The 18566-nt window shown below is 59.7% G+C and carries 20 protein-coding genes; 9 read left to right on the top strand and 11 right to left on the bottom strand.

Features of this window, described 5'->3' with window-relative positions:
- Positions 1-162: 162 nt before the first annotated feature.
- From ACERJA_RS17070 to ACERJA_RS17060, 3 genes are all read left to right on the top strand, one after another.
- On the top strand, positions 163-930 hold the full coding sequence (locus ACERJA_RS17070) for a response regulator (RefSeq protein ID WP_373609444.1): 768 nt from the start codon (positions 163-165) through the stop codon (positions 928-930).
- Positions 931-1117: 187 nt separating this feature from the next.
- Entirely contained in the window at positions 1118-1252 is a 135-nt protein-coding gene (locus ACERJA_RS17065; protein WP_373609443.1) for a hypothetical protein, read from the top strand.
- Positions 1253-1256: 4 nt separating this feature from the next.
- Positions 1257-3368 (top strand): PAS domain-containing sensor histidine kinase, encoded by a 2112-nt coding sequence (locus ACERJA_RS17060; protein WP_373609442.1) that lies wholly within the window; start codon positions 1257-1259, stop codon positions 3366-3368.
- A 138-nt stretch (positions 3369-3506) separates the two neighbouring features.
- On the opposite strand, the gene ACERJA_RS17055 is transcribed toward ACERJA_RS17060, so the two are convergent.
- From ACERJA_RS17055 to ACERJA_RS17020, 8 genes are all read right to left on the bottom strand, one after another.
- The gene (locus ACERJA_RS17055) at positions 3507-3923 is read right to left on the bottom strand and encodes a CoA-binding protein (RefSeq protein WP_373609441.1); all 417 of its coding nucleotides are present in this window, start codon (positions 3921-3923) and stop codon (positions 3507-3509) included.
- Between the two features lie 175 nt (positions 3924-4098).
- Positions 4099-4653 (bottom strand): hypothetical protein, encoded by a 555-nt coding sequence (locus tag ACERJA_RS17050; RefSeq protein ID WP_136350980.1) that lies wholly within the window; start codon positions 4651-4653, stop codon positions 4099-4101.
- Positions 4650-5633, bottom strand: coding sequence for a signal peptidase I (locus tag ACERJA_RS17045; RefSeq protein ID WP_373609440.1), 984 nt, complete (start codon positions 5631-5633; stop codon positions 4650-4652). Before ACERJA_RS17045 ends, ACERJA_RS17050 begins: the two co-directional genes overlap by 4 nt.
- Complete coding sequence (locus tag ACERJA_RS17040) at positions 5634-6599, bottom strand: hypothetical protein (protein WP_373609439.1); 966 nt, start codon at positions 6597-6599, stop codon at positions 5634-5636. It abuts the gene before it with no gap.
- A complete protein-coding gene (locus ACERJA_RS17035; RefSeq protein WP_373609438.1) occupies positions 6596-7303 on the bottom strand; it encodes a hypothetical protein in 708 nt (235 codons plus the stop codon). Before ACERJA_RS17035 ends, ACERJA_RS17040 begins: the two co-directional genes overlap by 4 nt.
- 272 nt (positions 7304-7575) lie before the next feature.
- Entirely contained in the window at positions 7576-8931 is a 1356-nt protein-coding gene (locus tag ACERJA_RS17030) for a SipW-dependent-type signal peptide-containing protein (RefSeq protein WP_373609437.1), read from the bottom strand.
- Positions 8932-9052: 121 nt separating this feature from the next.
- Complete coding sequence (locus ACERJA_RS17025) at positions 9053-10783, bottom strand: SipW-dependent-type signal peptide-containing protein (protein WP_373609436.1); 1731 nt, start codon at positions 10781-10783, stop codon at positions 9053-9055.
- Between the two features lie 144 nt (positions 10784-10927).
- The gene (locus ACERJA_RS17020; protein WP_373609435.1) at positions 10928-11677 is read right to left on the bottom strand and encodes a SipW-dependent-type signal peptide-containing protein; all 750 of its coding nucleotides are present in this window, start codon (positions 11675-11677) and stop codon (positions 10928-10930) included.
- A gap of 363 nt (positions 11678-12040) precedes the next feature.
- Between ACERJA_RS17020 and ACERJA_RS17015 the strand changes: the two genes are divergently transcribed.
- The gene (locus ACERJA_RS17015) at positions 12041-12568 is read left to right on the top strand and encodes a hypothetical protein (RefSeq protein ID WP_006067120.1); all 528 of its coding nucleotides are present in this window, start codon (positions 12041-12043) and stop codon (positions 12566-12568) included.
- Between the two features lie 412 nt (positions 12569-12980).
- On the opposite strand, the gene ACERJA_RS17010 is transcribed toward ACERJA_RS17015, so the two are convergent.
- Complete coding sequence (locus tag ACERJA_RS17010; protein ID WP_373609434.1) at positions 12981-13712, bottom strand: DsbA family protein; 732 nt, start codon at positions 13710-13712, stop codon at positions 12981-12983.
- A gap of 239 nt (positions 13713-13951) precedes the next feature.
- Between ACERJA_RS17010 and ACERJA_RS17005 the strand changes: the two genes are divergently transcribed.
- Positions 13952-14500: a hypothetical protein gene (locus ACERJA_RS17005; protein WP_373609458.1), complete on the top strand. Its 549-nt coding sequence runs from the start codon at positions 13952-13954 to the stop codon at positions 14498-14500.
- Positions 14497-15051 (top strand): hypothetical protein, encoded by a 555-nt coding sequence (locus ACERJA_RS17000; RefSeq protein ID WP_373609433.1) that lies wholly within the window; start codon positions 14497-14499, stop codon positions 15049-15051. The genes ACERJA_RS17005 and ACERJA_RS17000 overlap by 4 nt, the downstream gene beginning before the upstream one ends.
- A gap of 205 nt (positions 15052-15256) precedes the next feature.
- Here the strand turns inward: ACERJA_RS17000 and ACERJA_RS16995 are convergent, their stop codons facing one another.
- Complete coding sequence (locus ACERJA_RS16995) at positions 15257-15475, bottom strand: hypothetical protein (RefSeq protein ID WP_373609432.1); 219 nt, start codon at positions 15473-15475, stop codon at positions 15257-15259.
- 351 nt (positions 15476-15826) lie between these two features.
- Between ACERJA_RS16995 and ACERJA_RS16990 the strand changes: the two genes are divergently transcribed.
- The 3 genes from ACERJA_RS16990 to ACERJA_RS16980 all read left to right on the top strand — a co-directional run bounded on the left by ACERJA_RS16990 (position 15827) and on the right by ACERJA_RS16980 (position 17258).
- The gene (locus ACERJA_RS16990) at positions 15827-16186 is read left to right on the top strand and encodes an ArsR/SmtB family transcription factor (RefSeq protein WP_373609457.1); all 360 of its coding nucleotides are present in this window, start codon (positions 15827-15829) and stop codon (positions 16184-16186) included.
- Positions 16186-16452: a hypothetical protein gene (locus ACERJA_RS16985; protein ID WP_373609431.1), complete on the top strand. Its 267-nt coding sequence runs from the start codon at positions 16186-16188 to the stop codon at positions 16450-16452. Before ACERJA_RS16990 ends, ACERJA_RS16985 begins: the two co-directional genes overlap by 1 nt.
- Positions 16453-16553: 101 nt before the next feature.
- On the top strand, positions 16554-17258 hold the full coding sequence (locus tag ACERJA_RS16980) for an SCO family protein (RefSeq protein WP_373609430.1): 705 nt from the start codon (positions 16554-16556) through the stop codon (positions 17256-17258).
- Positions 17259-17634: 376 nt separating this feature from the next.
- Here the strand turns inward: ACERJA_RS16980 and ACERJA_RS16975 are convergent, their stop codons facing one another.
- Positions 17635-18483, bottom strand: coding sequence for a hypothetical protein (locus tag ACERJA_RS16975; protein WP_373609429.1), 849 nt, complete (start codon positions 18481-18483; stop codon positions 17635-17637).
- Between the last annotated feature and the right edge of the window lie 83 nt (positions 18484-18566).

Genomic DNA, 18566 nt, shown 5'->3' with positions numbered 1-18566 from the left:
CTTGCAATCACTAACGGCGAACACGGTTAATGACAGGTGTGACACTGCTATAGGCAGATTTTCGACACGAAAGATCATTCATCTAGCTGTACCGTCAGCCTTACCTGTAATACATTTATTAATTGGATAGTATTTATGTTTGTGTGGTCATCTCTACCAAGTATGGAAGACACGAGTAGCGATTCAGACACGCATGGCTATCCGAACCTCTCGAGCGACGACTTATTCCACATCCTTTCCGGTGCGAATCGGCGGACCGTGCTGTTTCATCTCCGCCAACACAGGGCAGCGACGCTCGATGAACTGCTCGACGTGCTCACAGAGGTTGGGACGGACGACACTGAAACAGTCGACCGAGAACGCGTGCGTTCGTCGTTGCTCCACAGCCATCTTCCAAAACTCGTAGATTACGGGCTTGTAACGCACAACCAGAACGAGCAGATCGTCGAGTCAACGAGTCTTCACGGCAACATCGGTGAGTGGCTTGATCTTGCAGTCCGAAATCAGATTCAGTTCGAGAACGCGACCAACACACGCGGCCAGTCCGACGAGGGGATCCAAGTGTTGCTCGTCGATGACGAGCCGGGCTTGCCCGAAACCATCGGGGCCTACATCGAGCGTGAGGCCGATGACATAGCGGTTACGACCGCGATGAGTACCCCCGAGGCGGTGACGACACTCGAGAAAGAGTCGTTCGATTGTATCGTAAGCGACTATCAGATGCCAGCCATTAGCGGTCTTGACTTCTTGAAGGTCGTCCGCCAGGAAGACGCAGAGATTCCGTTCATCGTCTTTACTGCTAAAGGGAGTGAGGAGATCGCCAGTCAAGCGATTGCGACTGGCGTCACCGACTACGTTCAGAAGGGGCCGGACACCAAACAGTTCGACGAGCTGATCGACCGGATTCATAACGCCGTCAACAAGACCTGAACCCATCGCGTATGCGGTCTGCACGCACCGTCCTGCTTAGTTCGGTGAGAGCAGTCTCGTCGGACAGCTAGTATTCCATAGCCGATACTGAACACTGAAGATGCACCCCAGAAACGCGTCGGAAGGACACGACGGACAGCCGGGCTCTGCTCACAGTGTCACTGATACCCGCTTATTCGAGCGACGTATGCAAAACAGCTACAACGATACCACCAGCGAGGCTCTCGCACGGAGCGTGACCGACTATTTCCAGACCGCGCTCAGAATCATCCAGTACACGGTACTGGGACACCGCCTCAAAAACGCCGTCATGCAACACTGAATCAATGGCTAAAATCCAACCGGAGTACGAGCAGTTGACCGAACGCATCACGGATGCGTACTGTGCGGTCGATACAGAGTGGCGAATCACGTACTGGAACAAATCGATGGCAGCGTGGACAGACACATCGGCAGTGGACGTCAAAGACGAGATTCTGTGGGATGTCGTCCCGGCGCTTCGCAGATCAGCAATCGAGTCCAACTGTCGTGAGGCGATGGCAACACAGGAACCACGCACGTTCGAAACACTGCTCTGTGACCCATTCGAGCACTGGGTGGAGGTAAATATCTACGCCGACACGGACGGCCTGTCGATCATCTCTCGTGAAATCACCGAGCGGAAGGTCCGTGAGGAAGAGCTTGAACTTGCAGAAACGCTGTTCAACAACGCACAGGATGCGCTTTTTCTCATCGATGTCGATACAGACGAAGATGAGTTCCGACTCGAGCGAGTAAACCCCGCCTACGAAAATCTAACCGGGCTGGCAAACGGCGAACTCCGCGGACGGCGACTCCAAGATGTGTTCGGTGAGAGAGAAGGGAGTGAGATTCTCGAGCGCTACCGGAAGTGCGTCTCCCAGCGTGAATCGCTTGAATACGAAGAACTGGTCTCAGTCCCTAAGGAGAGATCCTACTGGGAGACACGGATCGCGCCGGTGATTGTCGACGGCGGCATCGAAAAGCTCGTCGGAGCAACACGTAATATCACCGAGCGTAAAGAGCGCGACCGCCAGTACGAGGCCATCTTCAACCAGACCTACGAGTTCATAGGGCTACTGGACCCCGATGGGACACTACTGGAGGCTAACGACTCCGCGCTGGAATTCGGTAGGCTCGACCGCGAAGCGGTAGTGGGAAACCCGGTCTGGGACGCTGACTGGTGGCAGATAAATGACGAGACCCAGAAACAGCTAAAAAACGCCATCAAGATGGCAGCCGACGGTGAGTTCGTTCGCTACGATGTCACGGTGCAGGGGGCCGACGAAACCGCTATTATCGACTTCTCGATTCGTCCGATCACCGACGAACGAGACGAGATCACGTTGCTCGTGGCCGAGGGGAGAAATATCACGACACACAAACGGCGTGCACAGGAACTGGACCAGAAACGGGAGTTTCTCAAGCAAATCCAAACAGTCGCAGATATCGGTGGCTGGGAGGTCGAGTTCAGCTCGGAAACGATGCGATGGACAGAAGAGGTCTATCGTATCCACGAACTGCCGTTGGACTACGAGGTAACCGTCGAGGAGGGAATTTCGTTCTACCATCCTCGAGATAGAGCGACGGTCGAGGAAGCGTTCGAGCGACTGCGGACTGCGGGGGAGAGCTATGATCTGGAGTTGCAAATTATTACGAACACCGACAAGAGACGCTGGGTTCGAACACTGGGAACGCCGTGGTACGACGACGATGGCAACCTGATCGGTGCTCGCGGGGCGTTCCAAGACATCACTGAGCGCAAAGAGCGCGAACGGGAACTTCAGCAGACAAATACACGTCTCGAGGAGTTCACCTCCGTTGTGAGCCACGACCTCCGAAACCCACTCACGGTTGCGCAGGTCGCGCTCGAACTCGGCCGCGAGAGCGGTTCATCGGAGGACTTCGACCGCATTGAGGCGGCTCACGAGCGGATGAATGCGCTCATCAACGATTTGCTAACGCTCGCACGCAAAGGCCAACAGGTTGAAGAGATCCGACCAGTTACGCTCGGTGCACTGGTCGAGTCGGTCTGGGAGACGATTCCGACTGACGACGCGACCATCGATGTCGAACTCGACGACTACTGCGTGGAGGGTGACGAAGCACGCCTGCGCCAGTTGGTCGAAAATCTCCTCTCGAATGCGGTGAGACACGGTGGCGATACCGTGACGATCCGAGTCGGCCTGCTCGACAGCGACCAGGGGTTCTATGTCGCGGACGACGGCGCGGGTATCCCATCCGAACTGCGTGAGCACATATTCGACCAGGGCTACTCGACGGCAGACAAGGGGAGTGGCTTCGGCCTCGCCATTGTCAGGGGAATCGCTGAGGCCCACGGGTGGACAGTCGAGGCAACCGAAAGTGCCGACGGCGGCGCTCGGTTCGAAGTGCACACTGTATACTGTGGCTCAGTCTGAAGAGTGATACTACGCTGGCCTCTCGGTGTCTCGAGGCGAAAACCGTGAGGACGAGGACAAAGCGAGCACCGACTGCGGTGGACCTCCGGTCGAACAGCTACAACACGACTCAGCCATGAGCGAATCGGAGCGGGGAGTTCACGCGGAGGCGATCAGTCGCTGGTGCTCTGGTTTCATACACCGGTCTTGGACGACACGTAGGCCAGCCGCTTCCGCTCGAGCGACCGCCTCGTCGTCGTGAATGCCGAGCTGGAGCCAGATAACGTCAATATCATCGCGCTCGAGCGTCTTGTCAACGATCCCTGCCACTTCGGGACTCGGCCGAAACACGTCGACGATGTCGATGTCTTCCTCGACATCCGAGAGCGAATCGTATGCGGGCCGTCCCAGGAGTTCGTCTGCGTTTGGATTGACTGGAATGACGTCGTACCCCTGTTTCTGAAGATAGTTCGGGATTTCGTGGGCAGCTTTTCCGGGTGTCGACGAACAGCCGACGACGGCGACCGTCTGCTTTCTGAGCACGTTTCGGACCTCGGCATCTGTCTCGATGGGCATACTATCTGTAGAACGGTGTGCGTCAAAAGGCCACTGTCGTTTCCAGCTACGGATTCCCCACACCAGAGTCGTCTCGACTTACTGGGACGAAGGAAACCTGCCTTGCTCTGGGAACGCCACACACAGGGCACAGAACAGCTGTCTACGGCACTCGAGAGCGGTCGCTCGGTGATCTTCAGCTGAGGAGGGAGTGTGATGGAGTCGAGTCAGGTTCGTCGCCACCGTCGTCTGTCGGGGCGATTTCACCAGCAGACTCGACGTCTGATTCGGACTGGTCAGTTGTGCCGTCATCTGGAGAGTCCTGGTCGGTCTCGTCGGTCGCCGTGGGAGCTGCAGTTTCTTCCGACGGCGTGGAGTCGTCTGTCGGTTGCGAATCGGACGCCGTTTCGCTCCCGCCGGGCACCTCGTTGTCGACTACCGTCTCGTTCCCGACCGGCGTTTGATTGCTGGGGGTAGTTTCGGATTCTCGAGTGTCAACTGGTTCCGACGACTCGCCTGGATTGCTGTCTTCGGTCGGTTCAACGGTAGCGCCGTTCGTTTGGCTAATCGTGGAGTTGTGCTGAGAGGAGTCATCGACAGCCACCTCCGAGAACGAGGCACTGGTCGCAAACGTTCCCGAGACTGATTCGGTGTCGGTAAACACCGCGATCGTGCCCACTCCACCCGCGAACCCAGCCGTCGCAACGAGGAGACAGGCGATGGCGACAGCAAACGGCCGACTGGACATCATTCGGACCCCTCCGTACGGCTGTCTGTCGCCACTGGTTCAGTCGTCTCCGCCCATTCGAGTTCCGAGTCGATCGCCGTCGCTTGCGCTGCTGCAGTGTTCTCCAACCCTGCCGGCGCAGACTCGAGCGTGTTCACGTCATCGCCACTCGAGCCGCCGTCCGTCGCTGGCGTTGAATCGTCTGCTACCGTTGAGGCGGCTGGTTTCATCGTCGCCTGGTCGGCTTCGCCCGTCCCAAGACGTGTGGCCAGCAACAGCCCACCGGCAGCGAGCGCCGAGAGCGTTGTCGCGAACGCGACCGAAATTGCCACCGTGGTCTGAAGTTCGAGGGCGACGTAAATCGTGTAAGGCGCGGCGAGTGCCAGAACGCCCGTCGAGAGTCGTAGGTCACTCGTGGTAATGGTGATCTCGCCGGTGGTCGCCGTGGCCGCAGGCGACGCCGTTTCGGCGCTGTCGCTGCTGTCGTCTTCAGTCGAGGGCTCATCAGTTCGGCCGGCACGGAACAGCGACCACAGCTCGGTCACGACAAGCAGCCCCATGGGGACGGCGACGAGCAGCACGAATCCGAGCGGCGTGCTCACGGCCTGGATTGCGTAGCCGAGGTATGGAATCGTCAGGACGACGACGCCCAGAACGTTCACTCCGGGGACCAGACTTGCGTCCACGTTGCTGTTTGCATCTCCTTTCGTTTCGAAGGCAAGTCCGTCCCCGGCCGTTTCGACACCCACGACACGGTGTGTTACCGGTGTCTCTTCGGTGCCTCGAGTGAACGTGACCACGTCGTTCGTTTCGATCGTTGCGGGATCTCGGTCAGCGACGATCACTACGTCTCCGGGTTCGATCGCCGGAGACATGCTTCCGGAGAGTACGACGAAACTGTACTGTGCGCCGATCACACCCGGAATCGCGTAAATAACGAACGGGATAACGAGGGCGATTAGGAGGAGCAATCCAACTCCGTTTGCGATTTTTCTGTAATTCATTTATTGAGTCACCTCACAGAGGTGGTTGCCCTCAGTGTCGACCGCCTCGAGGACGGTGAGGCTGTACGTGCCGTCAGCGATCACGAGCCCCGGACCGAACGGCTGTGAACAGCTGATGTGGAAGTCGCCGATGGTGGTTCCGTCGACGACGACGTCGAAATCGGGGCCGCCCGTGATTCCGGGCGGATCGTGGAAGATCGCAGTGAACGTATCCCCGGGTTCGACCGTTCGCTCTGGATTGTTCGTGCCTGGGCTCCGAACGAGCTTCAGGGGTACCTCACCGTCTGGACCGTCGTACTCGAAGGTGGCCTGTGAGATGCGGTTACCATCCTGTCGAGGACAGCTGAGACACGCTGGCGGCTCGTCACATGGAGCCACGCCCACGAAGGGGTCGACAACGCTCTCCTCGTCGATGTGGCGACACTGTTCGGCGACCAGTTCGACGGTGAAATCGGTCGTCTCACCCGCCAGTGCGTCCGATACGTCGGCGGGAAGTTCCCACGTAAGCTCGAGGTCGATCGACGTTCCGGGTTCAGTACACCCCTCGAGTTGGGTGCCAGTGGCGAGCGACCGCGACACGGCTGTCAGGCTATCTGCAGCGAGCGTCGCACCATCGATACGGACATCCACCTCGAGTGCGTCCCCGAGCGGATCGCTGGCGGGTGGACAGACCGTCCGGAGCCAGAGTCGTGCGGGATTCGTCTCGATCGCCAACGAGATGGTGACTGTGTCACCTTCTCCACGATCGATTCCATCGAACGAAAACGAGAGTCGATCGTCGATGATCGAACACGCGTCGCAGTCGACGCCGATGGTGATTGTTCCGGCGGCGAGTGCGTTCGTGAACCGCCCGCGGTCGCTGAAGAACGCCGCAGTGCCGGCCCCAGCGATTGCGCCAGCGGTACCGATACCGCCGACCGCAGCGAGCACTCGCCGGCGGCTGAGCCGCACCCGATCCTGGCTCATAGACGACCTCCACACTGCTCTGTACTGACCGCGAGCTCGAACTCGAGCGATTCGCTTTGCCACTCGTTCGTGACGGAGTCATCGATTCGCCAGGCGAACCCTAGACAGAGTCGATCGCCCTCTGCGAGACAGTCTTCGATGCCGTTTCGAAGTCGGAGACCGTCAGTTCCCGGCCCGTACGTCCGGCCAAACTCAGCGAGCGTCATCTCGATTTCAGGAGCTGTGGGTATCGACCCCGTCCCGGCACAGCCGCCGATGCCGAACAGCCCAGTATCGTACCAGAGTGCGATATCGACGACCTCGCTAAGCTCGCCCGAGACTGCCGGGACCAGACGCACGCGTGCATCCATCTCCGCTGCGAGGAGCCCGAGCGCGATCGTCCCGCTATCTCCGGGCAGGACGTTCGACGCCGCGATCAGGGGCCCATCCGATGTCGCGTCGTAGCCGTCAACGTACGCGTCGGTGGGCGCGTCCCCGGTCTCGTTTGTGACCGGCGCTGCGTTCACCACGCGATCGTTGTAGGTACTGTACCAGGCGACGCGGAGCCGCGGTCCATCGTCATCCGTCTGAGCATACGTATAGTTCGTGTACTCCGGCGTGTTGCCCGTGACGGTCGTTCCCCGAAATCCAAGGGTCACGAGTCCAGCGGCACCGACGCCACCGAGTAGCTTCCGCCGAGTGAGAGTTGTTGTACGTTGTGTCACTGTCGGTCCTCAGTTGTGTTTGCCGGCCACGCAGGCCAGCCACGGTTCACTCCCGCAACACGCGAGATGTACGGCCAACCGTACCCCTCCTGTACGGATATGAATGACAGTCATACCGCTCACGCCGCGTCCGGAGGGATCATACTACCGTCTTTCTCAACCGGTGGCAAGGCGTGCCTACCGCCAGTCATGACAGGCCGCGGCGAGCGATCTAGCCAGTGTTCGTCAACTCGGCCGAGCCGCTGTCACAGCCGAGTGAGCGACTCGAGCGATCACGCTCCGAAAGGGTTGGCTGGATCGGGGTTGTGTCGGCACTGCTCAGTGTAGAACGACAGGTTGAACGCCACGCTGTCGCCTTGTACTTCGTTGCCGACGGTGGTCGGGAGGTTCCATTCGAAGGCGATGAATCGGGTGTTCGACGGCTGGAAGCAGGGGATGTCGTCCGCCGGTGGTTCTTTCGGTGGCACCACCTCGTAACAGAAGCTGATATGGCTCACGCCGTATCGCTGCTCGGCTGTTCTGAACGGTGCGCCAAGTCCCTCACCCGAATCCGCAGTGAGGGAGCCAGTCCCGTCCGATTTGCTGTAGACGTTCGCACCCGCGCCGCCTTTGACGATGACCGCGCTCACCTCGAACCCCTCGAGTTCGAAGTCGAACTCGCGGACGTCGTCGTCGGAGACGGCGGTCACCGTGATCGTGACGTCCCCGACCGGGGTCGGGTAGGTCTCGGAGTCGCCGACGGTTTCCGGCAGGTCCTCCGATTCGATCTTGATCGCTCGGAACAGCCCGAGGTCTTCACACGTTGGGTTGCCCTGGATGAGTTCGTCGTCACCGTCCCCGAGCGTTTCTCCGTCACTCGACACCCCTGTCTCGCCGTTTGGAACGCCGAGGTCCGGATCGGGATCGGGCACGAGCATGACGCCCTCGTTTAATGCCTCGAGGACCTCTCCGAGCGTCCCGGAAACGATCGCCGGCTCGCCCTCGTCGAACACGTTGTTCCCGTTCAGGTCGTACCAGGCACGGGCGGTCATCATGTCGGCGAGTTCCGGGCCACCGCTTTCGGGATGCTCGCCGTCGCCTTCCGCCACAAGGTCGCCGTGGAGCCAGATGTAGCCGGGATTGTCACAGAGTTTGATACCGAAGATTACTTCGCCGGCATCGCCCGGTTTCACGTCCTCGAGTTCGATAAGCGCGTCGTCATTCGGGGCAAACGACGGGTCATCGAACGTCGCGATCTCCGCACAGGAGAACTCGAGGTTCGTTCCCTCCTTCGCCGCCTCGACGGGGTCGGAATACGCGGCCAGATCCACGTATTCGTCGACGCCGTCGTTACGCTCGAACGACTGGAGGCCGTTTCCGTCGTGATCCGGGTAGGCGTTCACGAACGGTCGGCCCACACTTCCGTAATCGCCCGGGCGGACCGATTGGTCTGCGCCGTAGTACAGCTGTTGCCAGGTGACGCTGAGATCGAGTTGCCCCGCGGTGAGCGTGTTCCCGGCGAACGACTCCTGGTCGCTGAAGTAGGCGGTCGTCCCGAGTCCTGCACCCGCCGAGGCGATGCCGACGGCACCGAGGCCGGCGAGCACGCGCCGGCGGGAGAGTCCGATTTCTGTCGTGTCGTTGGTCATGATATGTCCCTTGTGGGGAATCCCACCGGCGGAGTCGAACCGCCGTACTCCAAGTGGGTCCGTGTCCGAATATCGCCCCGCGGCGCGGGGCAGCCGGTGGTCGTCTCGCTATTCGGGTGATCTACGACTCCGCGACGAAGTTGTGCCGGCACTGCTCGGTGTAGAGGCCGAGATCGAACTCCACGGACGCACCCTGAACGTCGTTGTTGTCCATTGTCGCCTCGTGATCGTTCGAGCGAATCGGGAACGACCAGCTAAAGCCAACGCAGTAGGTCCGGCCGGGTTCGAAGCAGTCGATCCCGTCTGCTCGTGGCACGGCGTCGACGATCCGTCCGGGATCGCTCTCGAGGACAGCGAGCACGTCGGCGAGGGTGCCACAGGCGATCACTTCCTCCGGAAGGATCTCGAGGGCGACCTGTGCGAACAGGTCGGGGATCGATGCCGGGTCGTCGATGTTGAAGAAGAACGCCGGGTCGCCGCCGTAGGTGAACGGATCGCCGCTGAACGTCGCAGCCGTCGCGCCGCTGACGTCGATCGGGAGGCCGGCTGGCCCAGCCATTACGCGCTGGGTGAACTCGGCACGGGAGTCACCGGTGTCGTCGCCGACGATGAAGATGCTCGTCGCGTAGTCGGGATCCGTGCGGGCCGCGTTCGCGGCGACCAGCAACTCCTCGAAGCGATCGTTCGTCAGACTCCCGCCAAAGTACGGCTCGCCGTCGGTGAACGTAATCGATTGCGGCTTCCGGCTGCCGTCGACGCGCTCGTCGAAGAGGTCGATGAGTTCGCCAAAGCCCTCCTCGAGGGCGGTTCCAGTACCGTCGAACAGGTCATCGAGTTTGTCACGCAGGTTCCGCAGCGGCGCCTCGCCGTCGCTGTCGAGTGTCACCAGATCGGTGATATCCGACGTGAACCCGTCGCCGTCGGGGTCGCCCCAGTCGGGGACGTCTGCCGACGTGACGACGTTCGCCCCGGGGTTGCTCGAGTTTCCGTCGTTGCTGTAGCCGTCGAAGAACACCGCACCGACGCGGAAGTCGTCGGCATCGATGTCGGAATCGCCGTCGATTTCGGTTTGCAGGAGATCGATGAACTCGATCAGGCCCTGCTCGACGAGATCGATCTTCGTCGTGGTTGGGTAAGTCGTCTCGCCGTACTCATTGTCGCCGACGGTAATCTCGTCGCTGGAGACGACGCCGCCGTACTGGGAGTATAGCATCGATCCCGAGAAGTCGACCATCAACACGAGATCCGACGGCTCGAGGTCGTCGTAGACGTTGTCACAGTCCTCATCACGCCAGATTTTCCCTCGAAGGTAGTCCGCAAGCTGTCCCTCGCCAGCGCCGGGCGTCTGCTCGGTGACTGTTCCGTTCATCCAAACATAGCCGGGGTTGTCACAGAGCGTGAACCCGAAGGTCACCTCGCCTTCATCGCCGGGTTTGACGTCGGCAAGCGAGATCGCTGGACGCGGGGCATCTCCGAGGCTCTCGAAGTCGCCACACGAGAGCGGGATGTTGCGTCCGTCCGCCGGGTCGTCGCTTGGGTCGTCGACATAGGTCAGGTCGCCGAGCGACTGGATGCCGTTGTCGGTGTCGTCGGGGTAGGCGTTGACCCATGGCCGGCCGGCCGCGCCGTAGTCTTGTGGCCGAACCGACTGGTCTGCGCCGTAGTAGAGCTGTTGCCAGCTCCCGTAGAGCTGGAGTTCGCCAGCAGTGAGCGTGTTCCCCTCGAACGATTCTCGGTCGCTGAAATACGCGCTCGTCCCGAGCCCTGCACCGACCGACGCGACGCCGATTGCGCCGATGCTACCGAGGATCTTTCGGCGGGAGAGGCCGAGCGTGTCGTTGGTTTCTGTCATGATGTTGAACCCCCTCTGGGGACTCCCACTGGCGGAGTCGAACCGCTCTTTGCGAATGCGCCGAAGCCGTCGGCTGCGGCGGATTTCGCTGGTCCTCGAACGCGCGAGCGCCCGATAGCGGGTGGGTGGTGGTTAGTCGAACGCCTATTCTGAGCCCGTCGCGGAGGCCAGGACGCCTGCCGCGTCGTTGTGGCGCGCCTGTTCGGCGTAGAACATCATACTCGAGGTCAGGGTTGCCCCCTGGATCTCGTTGCCAACGTCTGTTGGGATCATGACCTCCAGACAGACGGTCACCGCCTCGCCGGGTTGGAAGGTGACTGGCCCCTCGTCGTCGGAGACGATGATGCCGCTCTCGAGACTCGAGAGCAGTTCAGCCAGCGAGTCGTAGGCCTGTTCGTGTTCGACGCTGTCGACGGTCGTCGTAAGTGTCGCCGTCGCCGACTCGCCGATCGTCGAGAGATCGTCCATGTCGTCGATGTCCCAGAGGTCGGACAGTTGGACGTTCTCCGCGTCGACACCGTTTTGTTCCATAGAGTCGCCCACAACGACGACGTAGCCGGGGTTGTCGTGGACCGTGATGTCCCAGCAGAATTTGTACTCGTCACCGGGTTTTGCGTCTTGGATATCGATCTGTGACGATCCCCAGACGCCCTCGTCATCACTCTCGTAGGCGATTTGGTCCGGACCCATTCCACCCTGGTCGATGTTCTCGACCGATTGCTCGACGGTGAGCGCGAACGAGCCCGCCGTGATCGTGTTGTTCTCGAAGGTCTCCTGGTCGCTGAAGTACGCTGTCGTACCCAGTCCCGCACCCGCGGAGGCGATGCCGATCGCGCCGATGCCACCGAGCACGCGTCGTCGGGACAGTCCAATGTTGGTGTTGTCGTCAGTCATGATTGTGCGTCCGAGCGATCAGTGGGTGCCTCGAGGCGCCTCATGATCGTCGGTTATCTCTCCAGGGGTTGGCATCCCCCGTAGTTACGAGCAGATACGTCACTGCTGAACGATACAATCGGACCTGCAGTCTCGAGTCGAATCGACCGTTCGGCGGTGGTAGGGCCACCAAGCCGGGGTTTCGTCCCGGGTCGTGGCCGCCGGAACGGTGACGCTACCGGATCGCTCGAGTGACGGTCGGGACCTCATACCGCTCGCTGGACGAGCAGATGGGGCAGCCCGTACCGTGGCAAGCCGGCAGTACCGCCAGTGGTATATGATACATGCTGACGTGTCTCGAGTGCTAACTGTTCGGCGATACTGATGTTCCGAACGAATACCCTCTCCGAAGGGGACATCTACGAAATTCTCTCGAACAGCCGGCGCCGCGAGACGCTCCGTCACCTGACGGCGACACGAGACTGCTCGATTACGCTACGGGAGCTGTCGGCCGGTATCGCAGCGACTGAGACTGGTCAGTCGCCACCACCGTCGGCGGCCCGCGAGAGCGTTCGGAGCTCGCTCCATCAGACACATCTGCCGAAGCTCACCGAGTTGGGCGTCGTCAACTACGACCGCGACGCCCGGACTGTAACCCTCTGTGATCACGCACGTGATGTCGACCACTACATGGCGGTCGTCACCCCTTATGGGCTCACCTGGGCAGAGCTGTACCAGTCTCTCGGGGTAGTTTCGCTGCTGCTCGTCCTCGCGTCGCTTCTCGAGGCTCCGCTCGTCGGTGCGATCGATCCACTGTTGTGGGTCAGCAGCTCACTCGCCGCGTTCGCCACGGCGATAACAACCCAGCTCTGGTCGAACCGCTGGGTCGTACTCAAAGCATTTCGACGCTGAATTGGCACACATCTGACCAGTCGTGAGATCGTATTTTTCAGGACGCTCGAGCGTGATCATACGCTACCAACCGGTGGCCCGACGCTGGACGTGTCCGATCTCTCCTGGCCAAATTATCACTTTCGAATGTTGTTTCTATTACAGAGAGGATTAGTGTCGAACGGGCACAGCCAACGATTCGTAGTTGAGTACGCGAAATCGATCTACAGGCGGTTCAAGGCGAGTGCCTCGGGGTCGTACGGAAATCTCTGATTTCCGTGACTGAGCGACGCGGAGCTTCGCGATGTCCGCGAAACCGTTGGTTTCGCTTGATGACGAGAATCTCCGATTCTCGAACCACGTGACCCCGAGGTGGTTCACGAGTTGTGTCTCGAGCGTATCGAGTTGGTCGCAAGCGAGATTGAACTTCTCGCTACGCTTCTCGTATCTGCTCGAGTGCATCTGTGAACCGCTCTAGTGGCTGGGCGCCAACTAGCGTCCCGGCCGCCTCTGTTTCCGGATCGAAGACGACGAACGTCGGTGTCCCGCGGATGTCGAACGCCCTTGCCTGTTCCGCGTCGGCTTCGACCACATCTTCAAACTCCGAGCGCTCGTCATCGAAACACGCCTCGAGTTCGGCGGCGTCGATGTCCGGGACCGAGTCGGTGATTTCGAGAAGGCTGTCGGCGCTGGCCCATCCCGAATTGCGCTCGCCCTGTTCGGCAAAGACCGCAGCATGCCAGTCCCAGTAGGCAGACGGGTCCGATTCGTGAACCTGCTCCCAGACGCACCTGGAGGCCATAGCGCTGGTCATCGAATCCGGGCCAAAGAAAGGGAGCGTGACGAAGATGAGACGGAGTTCACCGGACTCGACGTACTCCGAGACGAATTTTGGGAGCGTCTCCCGCTCGAACTGCTCACAGATCGGGCACTGGAAATCAGTCCAGTAGTAGACCTCGATCGATGCGTCCGAATCGCCCATGATCGGTTTTCCTGCTAGGTCGACACCGAGTGCTGACGTCTCTTCGCTCACGTGCATCGTCGGCGAAAGGGAGCCACCGTCGTCGGTATCTTCCGAGCGGGAGAGATAGTAGACACTACCGCCACCGAGCGCGAGGGTCGAACCGGCGAGCACGGCCCGACGGGTCGTCTGATCAAGCGACATTCGTGTTCGGTTGCTGGTTCACATCGCTTCCTCGTAACCGACACGCCGATTTGCCGAGTCAGCAAAACGGAGAAGTACCTTTGTGGTAATCGTTCGACGAGACACTTACTCGTGGTATCGAGCACGCTCAAGACAGTTCGGAGACGGGTTGTGAGTCGTCCGACCTCGAAGCCCAGCGTCGACCGTCGGTCCGTGAAATCCGTCGGAAGATGTCTGTCCACAAACTGGGTGAAGGTGTTATGAACTGGAACGGCTCGACCGCCAGATTCGGTCGGAACCTTTCGGATGCGCTACGGTATCCGTTCGAGTCCTGGTTCGGGACAGTCGGCTTCGTCCTCGTTACGGTCAGCACCTATAGCCTGTTGATACTGAGTACGATGCCGGAGTTCGCGCTGCAGTTGTTGGGCGACGGCCTCCACTGGTTCGATTACGTTCTCGTCTCTCTGACGGAGTCCGTCTACCTAACTGACGGCATCACGGGACTAGCGATTATCGTGTCTTACGCGCTCCTGACCGGCGTCGCCGTCGTCAACGCCGTCGCACAGCTTCAGCTTGTTGGCCTCTCGGGTGCGACGAGTGTATCCGGTATCCTTCCGGGTCTCGTCGCATCCGGCTGTGCGAGCTGTGGGGCAGGTCTACTCGCCTTCCTCGGGTTTGCCGGCGGGCTGACGCTACTGCCGTTCAACGGCACGCTCCTCCAACTTGGGGGTCTCGCACTCTTGCTGTTCTTTCTCGGACGAGCAGGCCATCCCGAACAATGCGTCGTCTCGCGGGAGGGGTCACAGTGACAAGAAGAGGATACCACCGATTGCTCGGCACAAACCGACGCGCGATCGGCTGGGGAGCCGCCACGTCGACGGGTGTGTTTGCCCTATTCGGACTCGTCACCGAACTCATCCCGAATCCACTCTTCGTTCGGATGGTCCCGCGGACGGGCTTCGATTACCTGTTTCTCACGCTGACCGCGCTTCTAGCTGGCGTCTACGTCACCCAACGGCTGGCAACTAACGTCCGCAACGTTGGTGACCTCAAGGACGAGACAGCCGACCGGGACGAACATGGCGATTACGATCCCGCCCTCAATCACGATCATCGACACGGTGAGAACGCCGAATCCGATACGGATCGGCTGGCGTTCGGCGGTTTAGTCGGTGGGTTTCTGGCGGTCAGCTGTCCGATTTGTAACGCCGTCCTTCTGGCGCTCTTCGGTTCGTCCGCGCTTATGACGTACTTCGATCCGCTGCGGCCCCTGCTCGGTGCGGTCTCGGTCGCACTGCTTGCGGGGTTGATTTACCTTCGTCACCGACGGTCGTGTTCGATGTGTGCGTCACAGGCGTGACCAACAATCAATCCGTGTCTTTCCACTCGCCAGCCTCGACCCCACGAAACTCTCCTTTGGCCTCACGTTCGCGCGGCCAGAACATTACGACGCCTAAAAGATGACGAGGAAGTCGACCGGCTCAGTGACGACTTCCAGTCCACAGACACGCCCGTTGACGTTCCCGAAACGCACGCTAAAGAGTGACGATGACGGATCGCTTGAATTACTCACATGCCGAACAGCCCGCCCGCCAGCGGACGACGAATCCGATGACTCCCAGTGTTAGCATCGTCACGATGATCTGTCCGAGACCGGCGCCTAGTCCAGCCGCGGCGCCACCGCCTGCCAGCCCAACAGCGCTAGGAGCAAGCGCTAGACAGCAGAGACTCGCTGCGCCTGCAAGGCCAAATAGCGACCGTCGTGATGCGGTCTTTGAATCCATACAGATACTCTATGTGGATAATACAAATAGACATTGTGGACCGGAATCGAACGAACGTCGTGGCAATGTCGAGCGACGGATCATACGGAAATTGGTCTCCGCAATCATCCCCAGAACGAAGTGTGAGATATACTGTCAACAGCCCTGGGGTCAAGCCCCGTGGCATCCGCCTTGCTGATATATAAAATACCCGACAATGCTACTGTCGGTGGTTTGCGTGATCCAGTGACGGCGCGTATCCCCGTGCTGGAGCACGAGGTTTTGCACCTGCTCCTCGTACAAAACGCTCTTGGTGATTTGCTGAACTAGCAAATCGTGGCCTATTTGACGGTAACTGACGGAATGTACTGCGTGCAACACGGAGGTTCCAGGGATTCGGTAGACATTTTCGAGCTTCTCGCCGACGAGTACGCACGGAAGATCCTCCTCGCCGCGGATGGCGGACCGAAGACCGCAAAAACACTCAGTGAGGAGTGCAACGCCTCACTGACGACGATCTACCGCCGCGTCTCGGTGCTACAGGAACACGAACTCGTCGAGGAACACCACACCGTCGACTCGGACGGCTCTCACCGAAGTAAGTTTGAAACGTCGCTCGAGGAACTTCACGTCGAGATCAGCGACGGACAGATCTCGCTGACGGTCGAAACGCGCGACAAACTCGCGGACAACTTCACTTCGATGTGGAGCGACCTCCGGGGTGAGGACTGATGGAAGTCTCGTTCCTGCTCTCGAAGGGAATTACGCTTGTATTGAGCCTCGTTGTCGCGTATCTCGCGTACCACGGCTACCGGAGAAGCGGCCAGAAGCCGATGCTGTACGTCTCCGGCGGGTTCGTCTTCATTGGCGTCGGTGCGATCTGTGAGGGGCTCATCTACCAGGTTTTCGGAACGACGATTGCGTCCGCGGCGCTCGTACAGGGGATCATCGTCTCGAGTGGCATGGTGCTCGTTCTTCTATCACTTTGGAAGCAGTAACACGAGTTGCGGTGGCGATGTTTCTTTCCCGACACGCTGCAATTTTTCCGAGCCGGGGAATCGCCGGATAGCGTTTATCAATCGGCTCAAAATACCGAACTATGAACCGACGTAGGTACCTCCAGTCGATCGTCGCCTCGAGTGTCGTTGCCACTGCAGGCTGTCTCAAGTCGCTGTCGTCCAGTGACGACGAGTCGAATCGAACACGCGCTGATGGCGTCACGCTCGAGCCACCAGAACTGGATTTGAGCAAGGCATCACACCCGAGTTACGGCGAAGAGTTTCCAGCAGTCGAGTTTCCGAACCCGTTCACGGGCGAGACCATTTCCACCGAGCAGTTCGAGGGCGAGCGAGTCAAACTGATGACGTTCTTTTACACATCATGTCCGGACGGGTCATGTCCCGCGCTTCTCCTGCGGTTGCGGCGAGCCCAGGAGGTTGCAGCTGAAGAGGGGTACGGCAATGACGTTGCCTTCCTCGCGATGACGTTTGACCCCGAACGCGACACCAAAGACGAGTTACGAGCATACGCCGACCAACAGGGCGTCGACCTCAACGCTGGAAACTGGCACTTCCTCCGTCCGAACCGATACGAGGAAGCAAAAGCGAGCATCACTGAACAGTTCGGACTGCCACTCGAGAAACAGGACGTTGACGAGTACGACAACCTCGAGTACATGTTCCCTCACTATAACTACATTTTTCTCGTCAACGAACAGGGACTCATCGAGCGAGTCTATCCGGATGGGGCGACCGTCGACCCGTCGCAGGTGGTCGACGACTTCGAAACGGTGGTAACGGCGTGAACTGCCTCGGGGTCAAGCCCCGAGAAACGTTTGAATCGGTAGTGGGTGGGGCCGACCAGAGAGCGCTGCCCGATGAGTCACAAGAGGCCCTGGTTATAGGTCCAAGAAGGTAACTCAACGCCGCTGCGACGTTCGAATCCAATCCACTCTCCGTTCCAGTTCCTGCTTCGTCGACGGTTTGTCGTTCTTCGTGGGACATTGTTTACTCCTCACGGTATAAAAACAATCATTCAACATAGGTATGACTTCCATACCGCCTCGGATAGAATCTGAAGGCGGCTCGAGCGAGCTCGAGTCAGACACGGTCATGACAGAGTCTCAGAAACGCGCCCCACGTCGTCACTATTACACGAGGAAACTAACCACTGGTCGTTGCTCACTCAGTCGCAAGCACATCGGGATCGACATCCACTTCGAACAGCCGGGCGTCACACTCGAGACACGTCGCAGCGACGACGTTACGAGTCCGACAGCAGGATTCGACGACGTCCTGAGAGAGCGCCACCGATCCATCACAGGCAGGACAGCGCTCGAGGAACAGCCGTAACACCCCAAGGAGATCCGTTCTGAGCGAAAGTGGCCGCCGATCCCAGTCGGGGTCGCACTCGGAAAACGCCATCGCGGCGGCCGCGTCGGCGACACATGCAGCTCGCGACGGCCAGTTCGCCAAATGGACGCCGTCCGAACGGACGACGAACGAGTACGGACGTGCCTCGAGTTCGAGGGTCGTCGGGTCGACGTCAGCGAGCCAGCCGAGACGCTGCTTGACCATCACATCGTCGGCCCCGTGGACGTCGATCGATCGACGCCACTCGTCGGCGAACGTTGGCTCGAGTGCCAGATCGTCGGCGAGTGGATCGTCAACCACGACACCGATCTCGAGCAAGATCGACTGTGGATCGCCATCGACCCACTCAGCACGTGCTGGTGCCTTGTCGAACAGCGTGAGGACCCGGGCTGGAAAGTACCGCTTCGTCAGAGACGGCGTACCAGGGATCAGATAGCCACGAAAGTAGATGACTGCGATAGCCCCGACGAGGACTGCAACACCAGTGCCGAGTGCAAAGGGGGCTTCAATCGCCATCGCGATGACCACGATGACGGCCGCTGTTGTGGCTGCGATAGCGAGGTTCAACAGCGTGCAAGGTGTGCATCGATTTTCGCCAGTGTATGTCGGGTTCTTCAGCGCCAACAGTGACGTGAGAACGCGTCGGACGGAACTCATAGCCGACATTCTCCGCAAAATATCGTAGTTGTAGATATCCTACCACTGATAGATACACAACACGTGGTCATTCCCGGAATGAT

The organism is Natronorubrum sp. A-ect3 (assembly GCF_041821125.1).
Taxonomy (GTDB): domain Archaea; phylum Halobacteriota; class Halobacteria; order Halobacteriales; family Natrialbaceae; genus Natronorubrum; species Natronorubrum bangense.
Note: the sequence above shows the minus strand (reverse complement) of the source record. Positions and strands in the feature narration are given on the sequence as shown.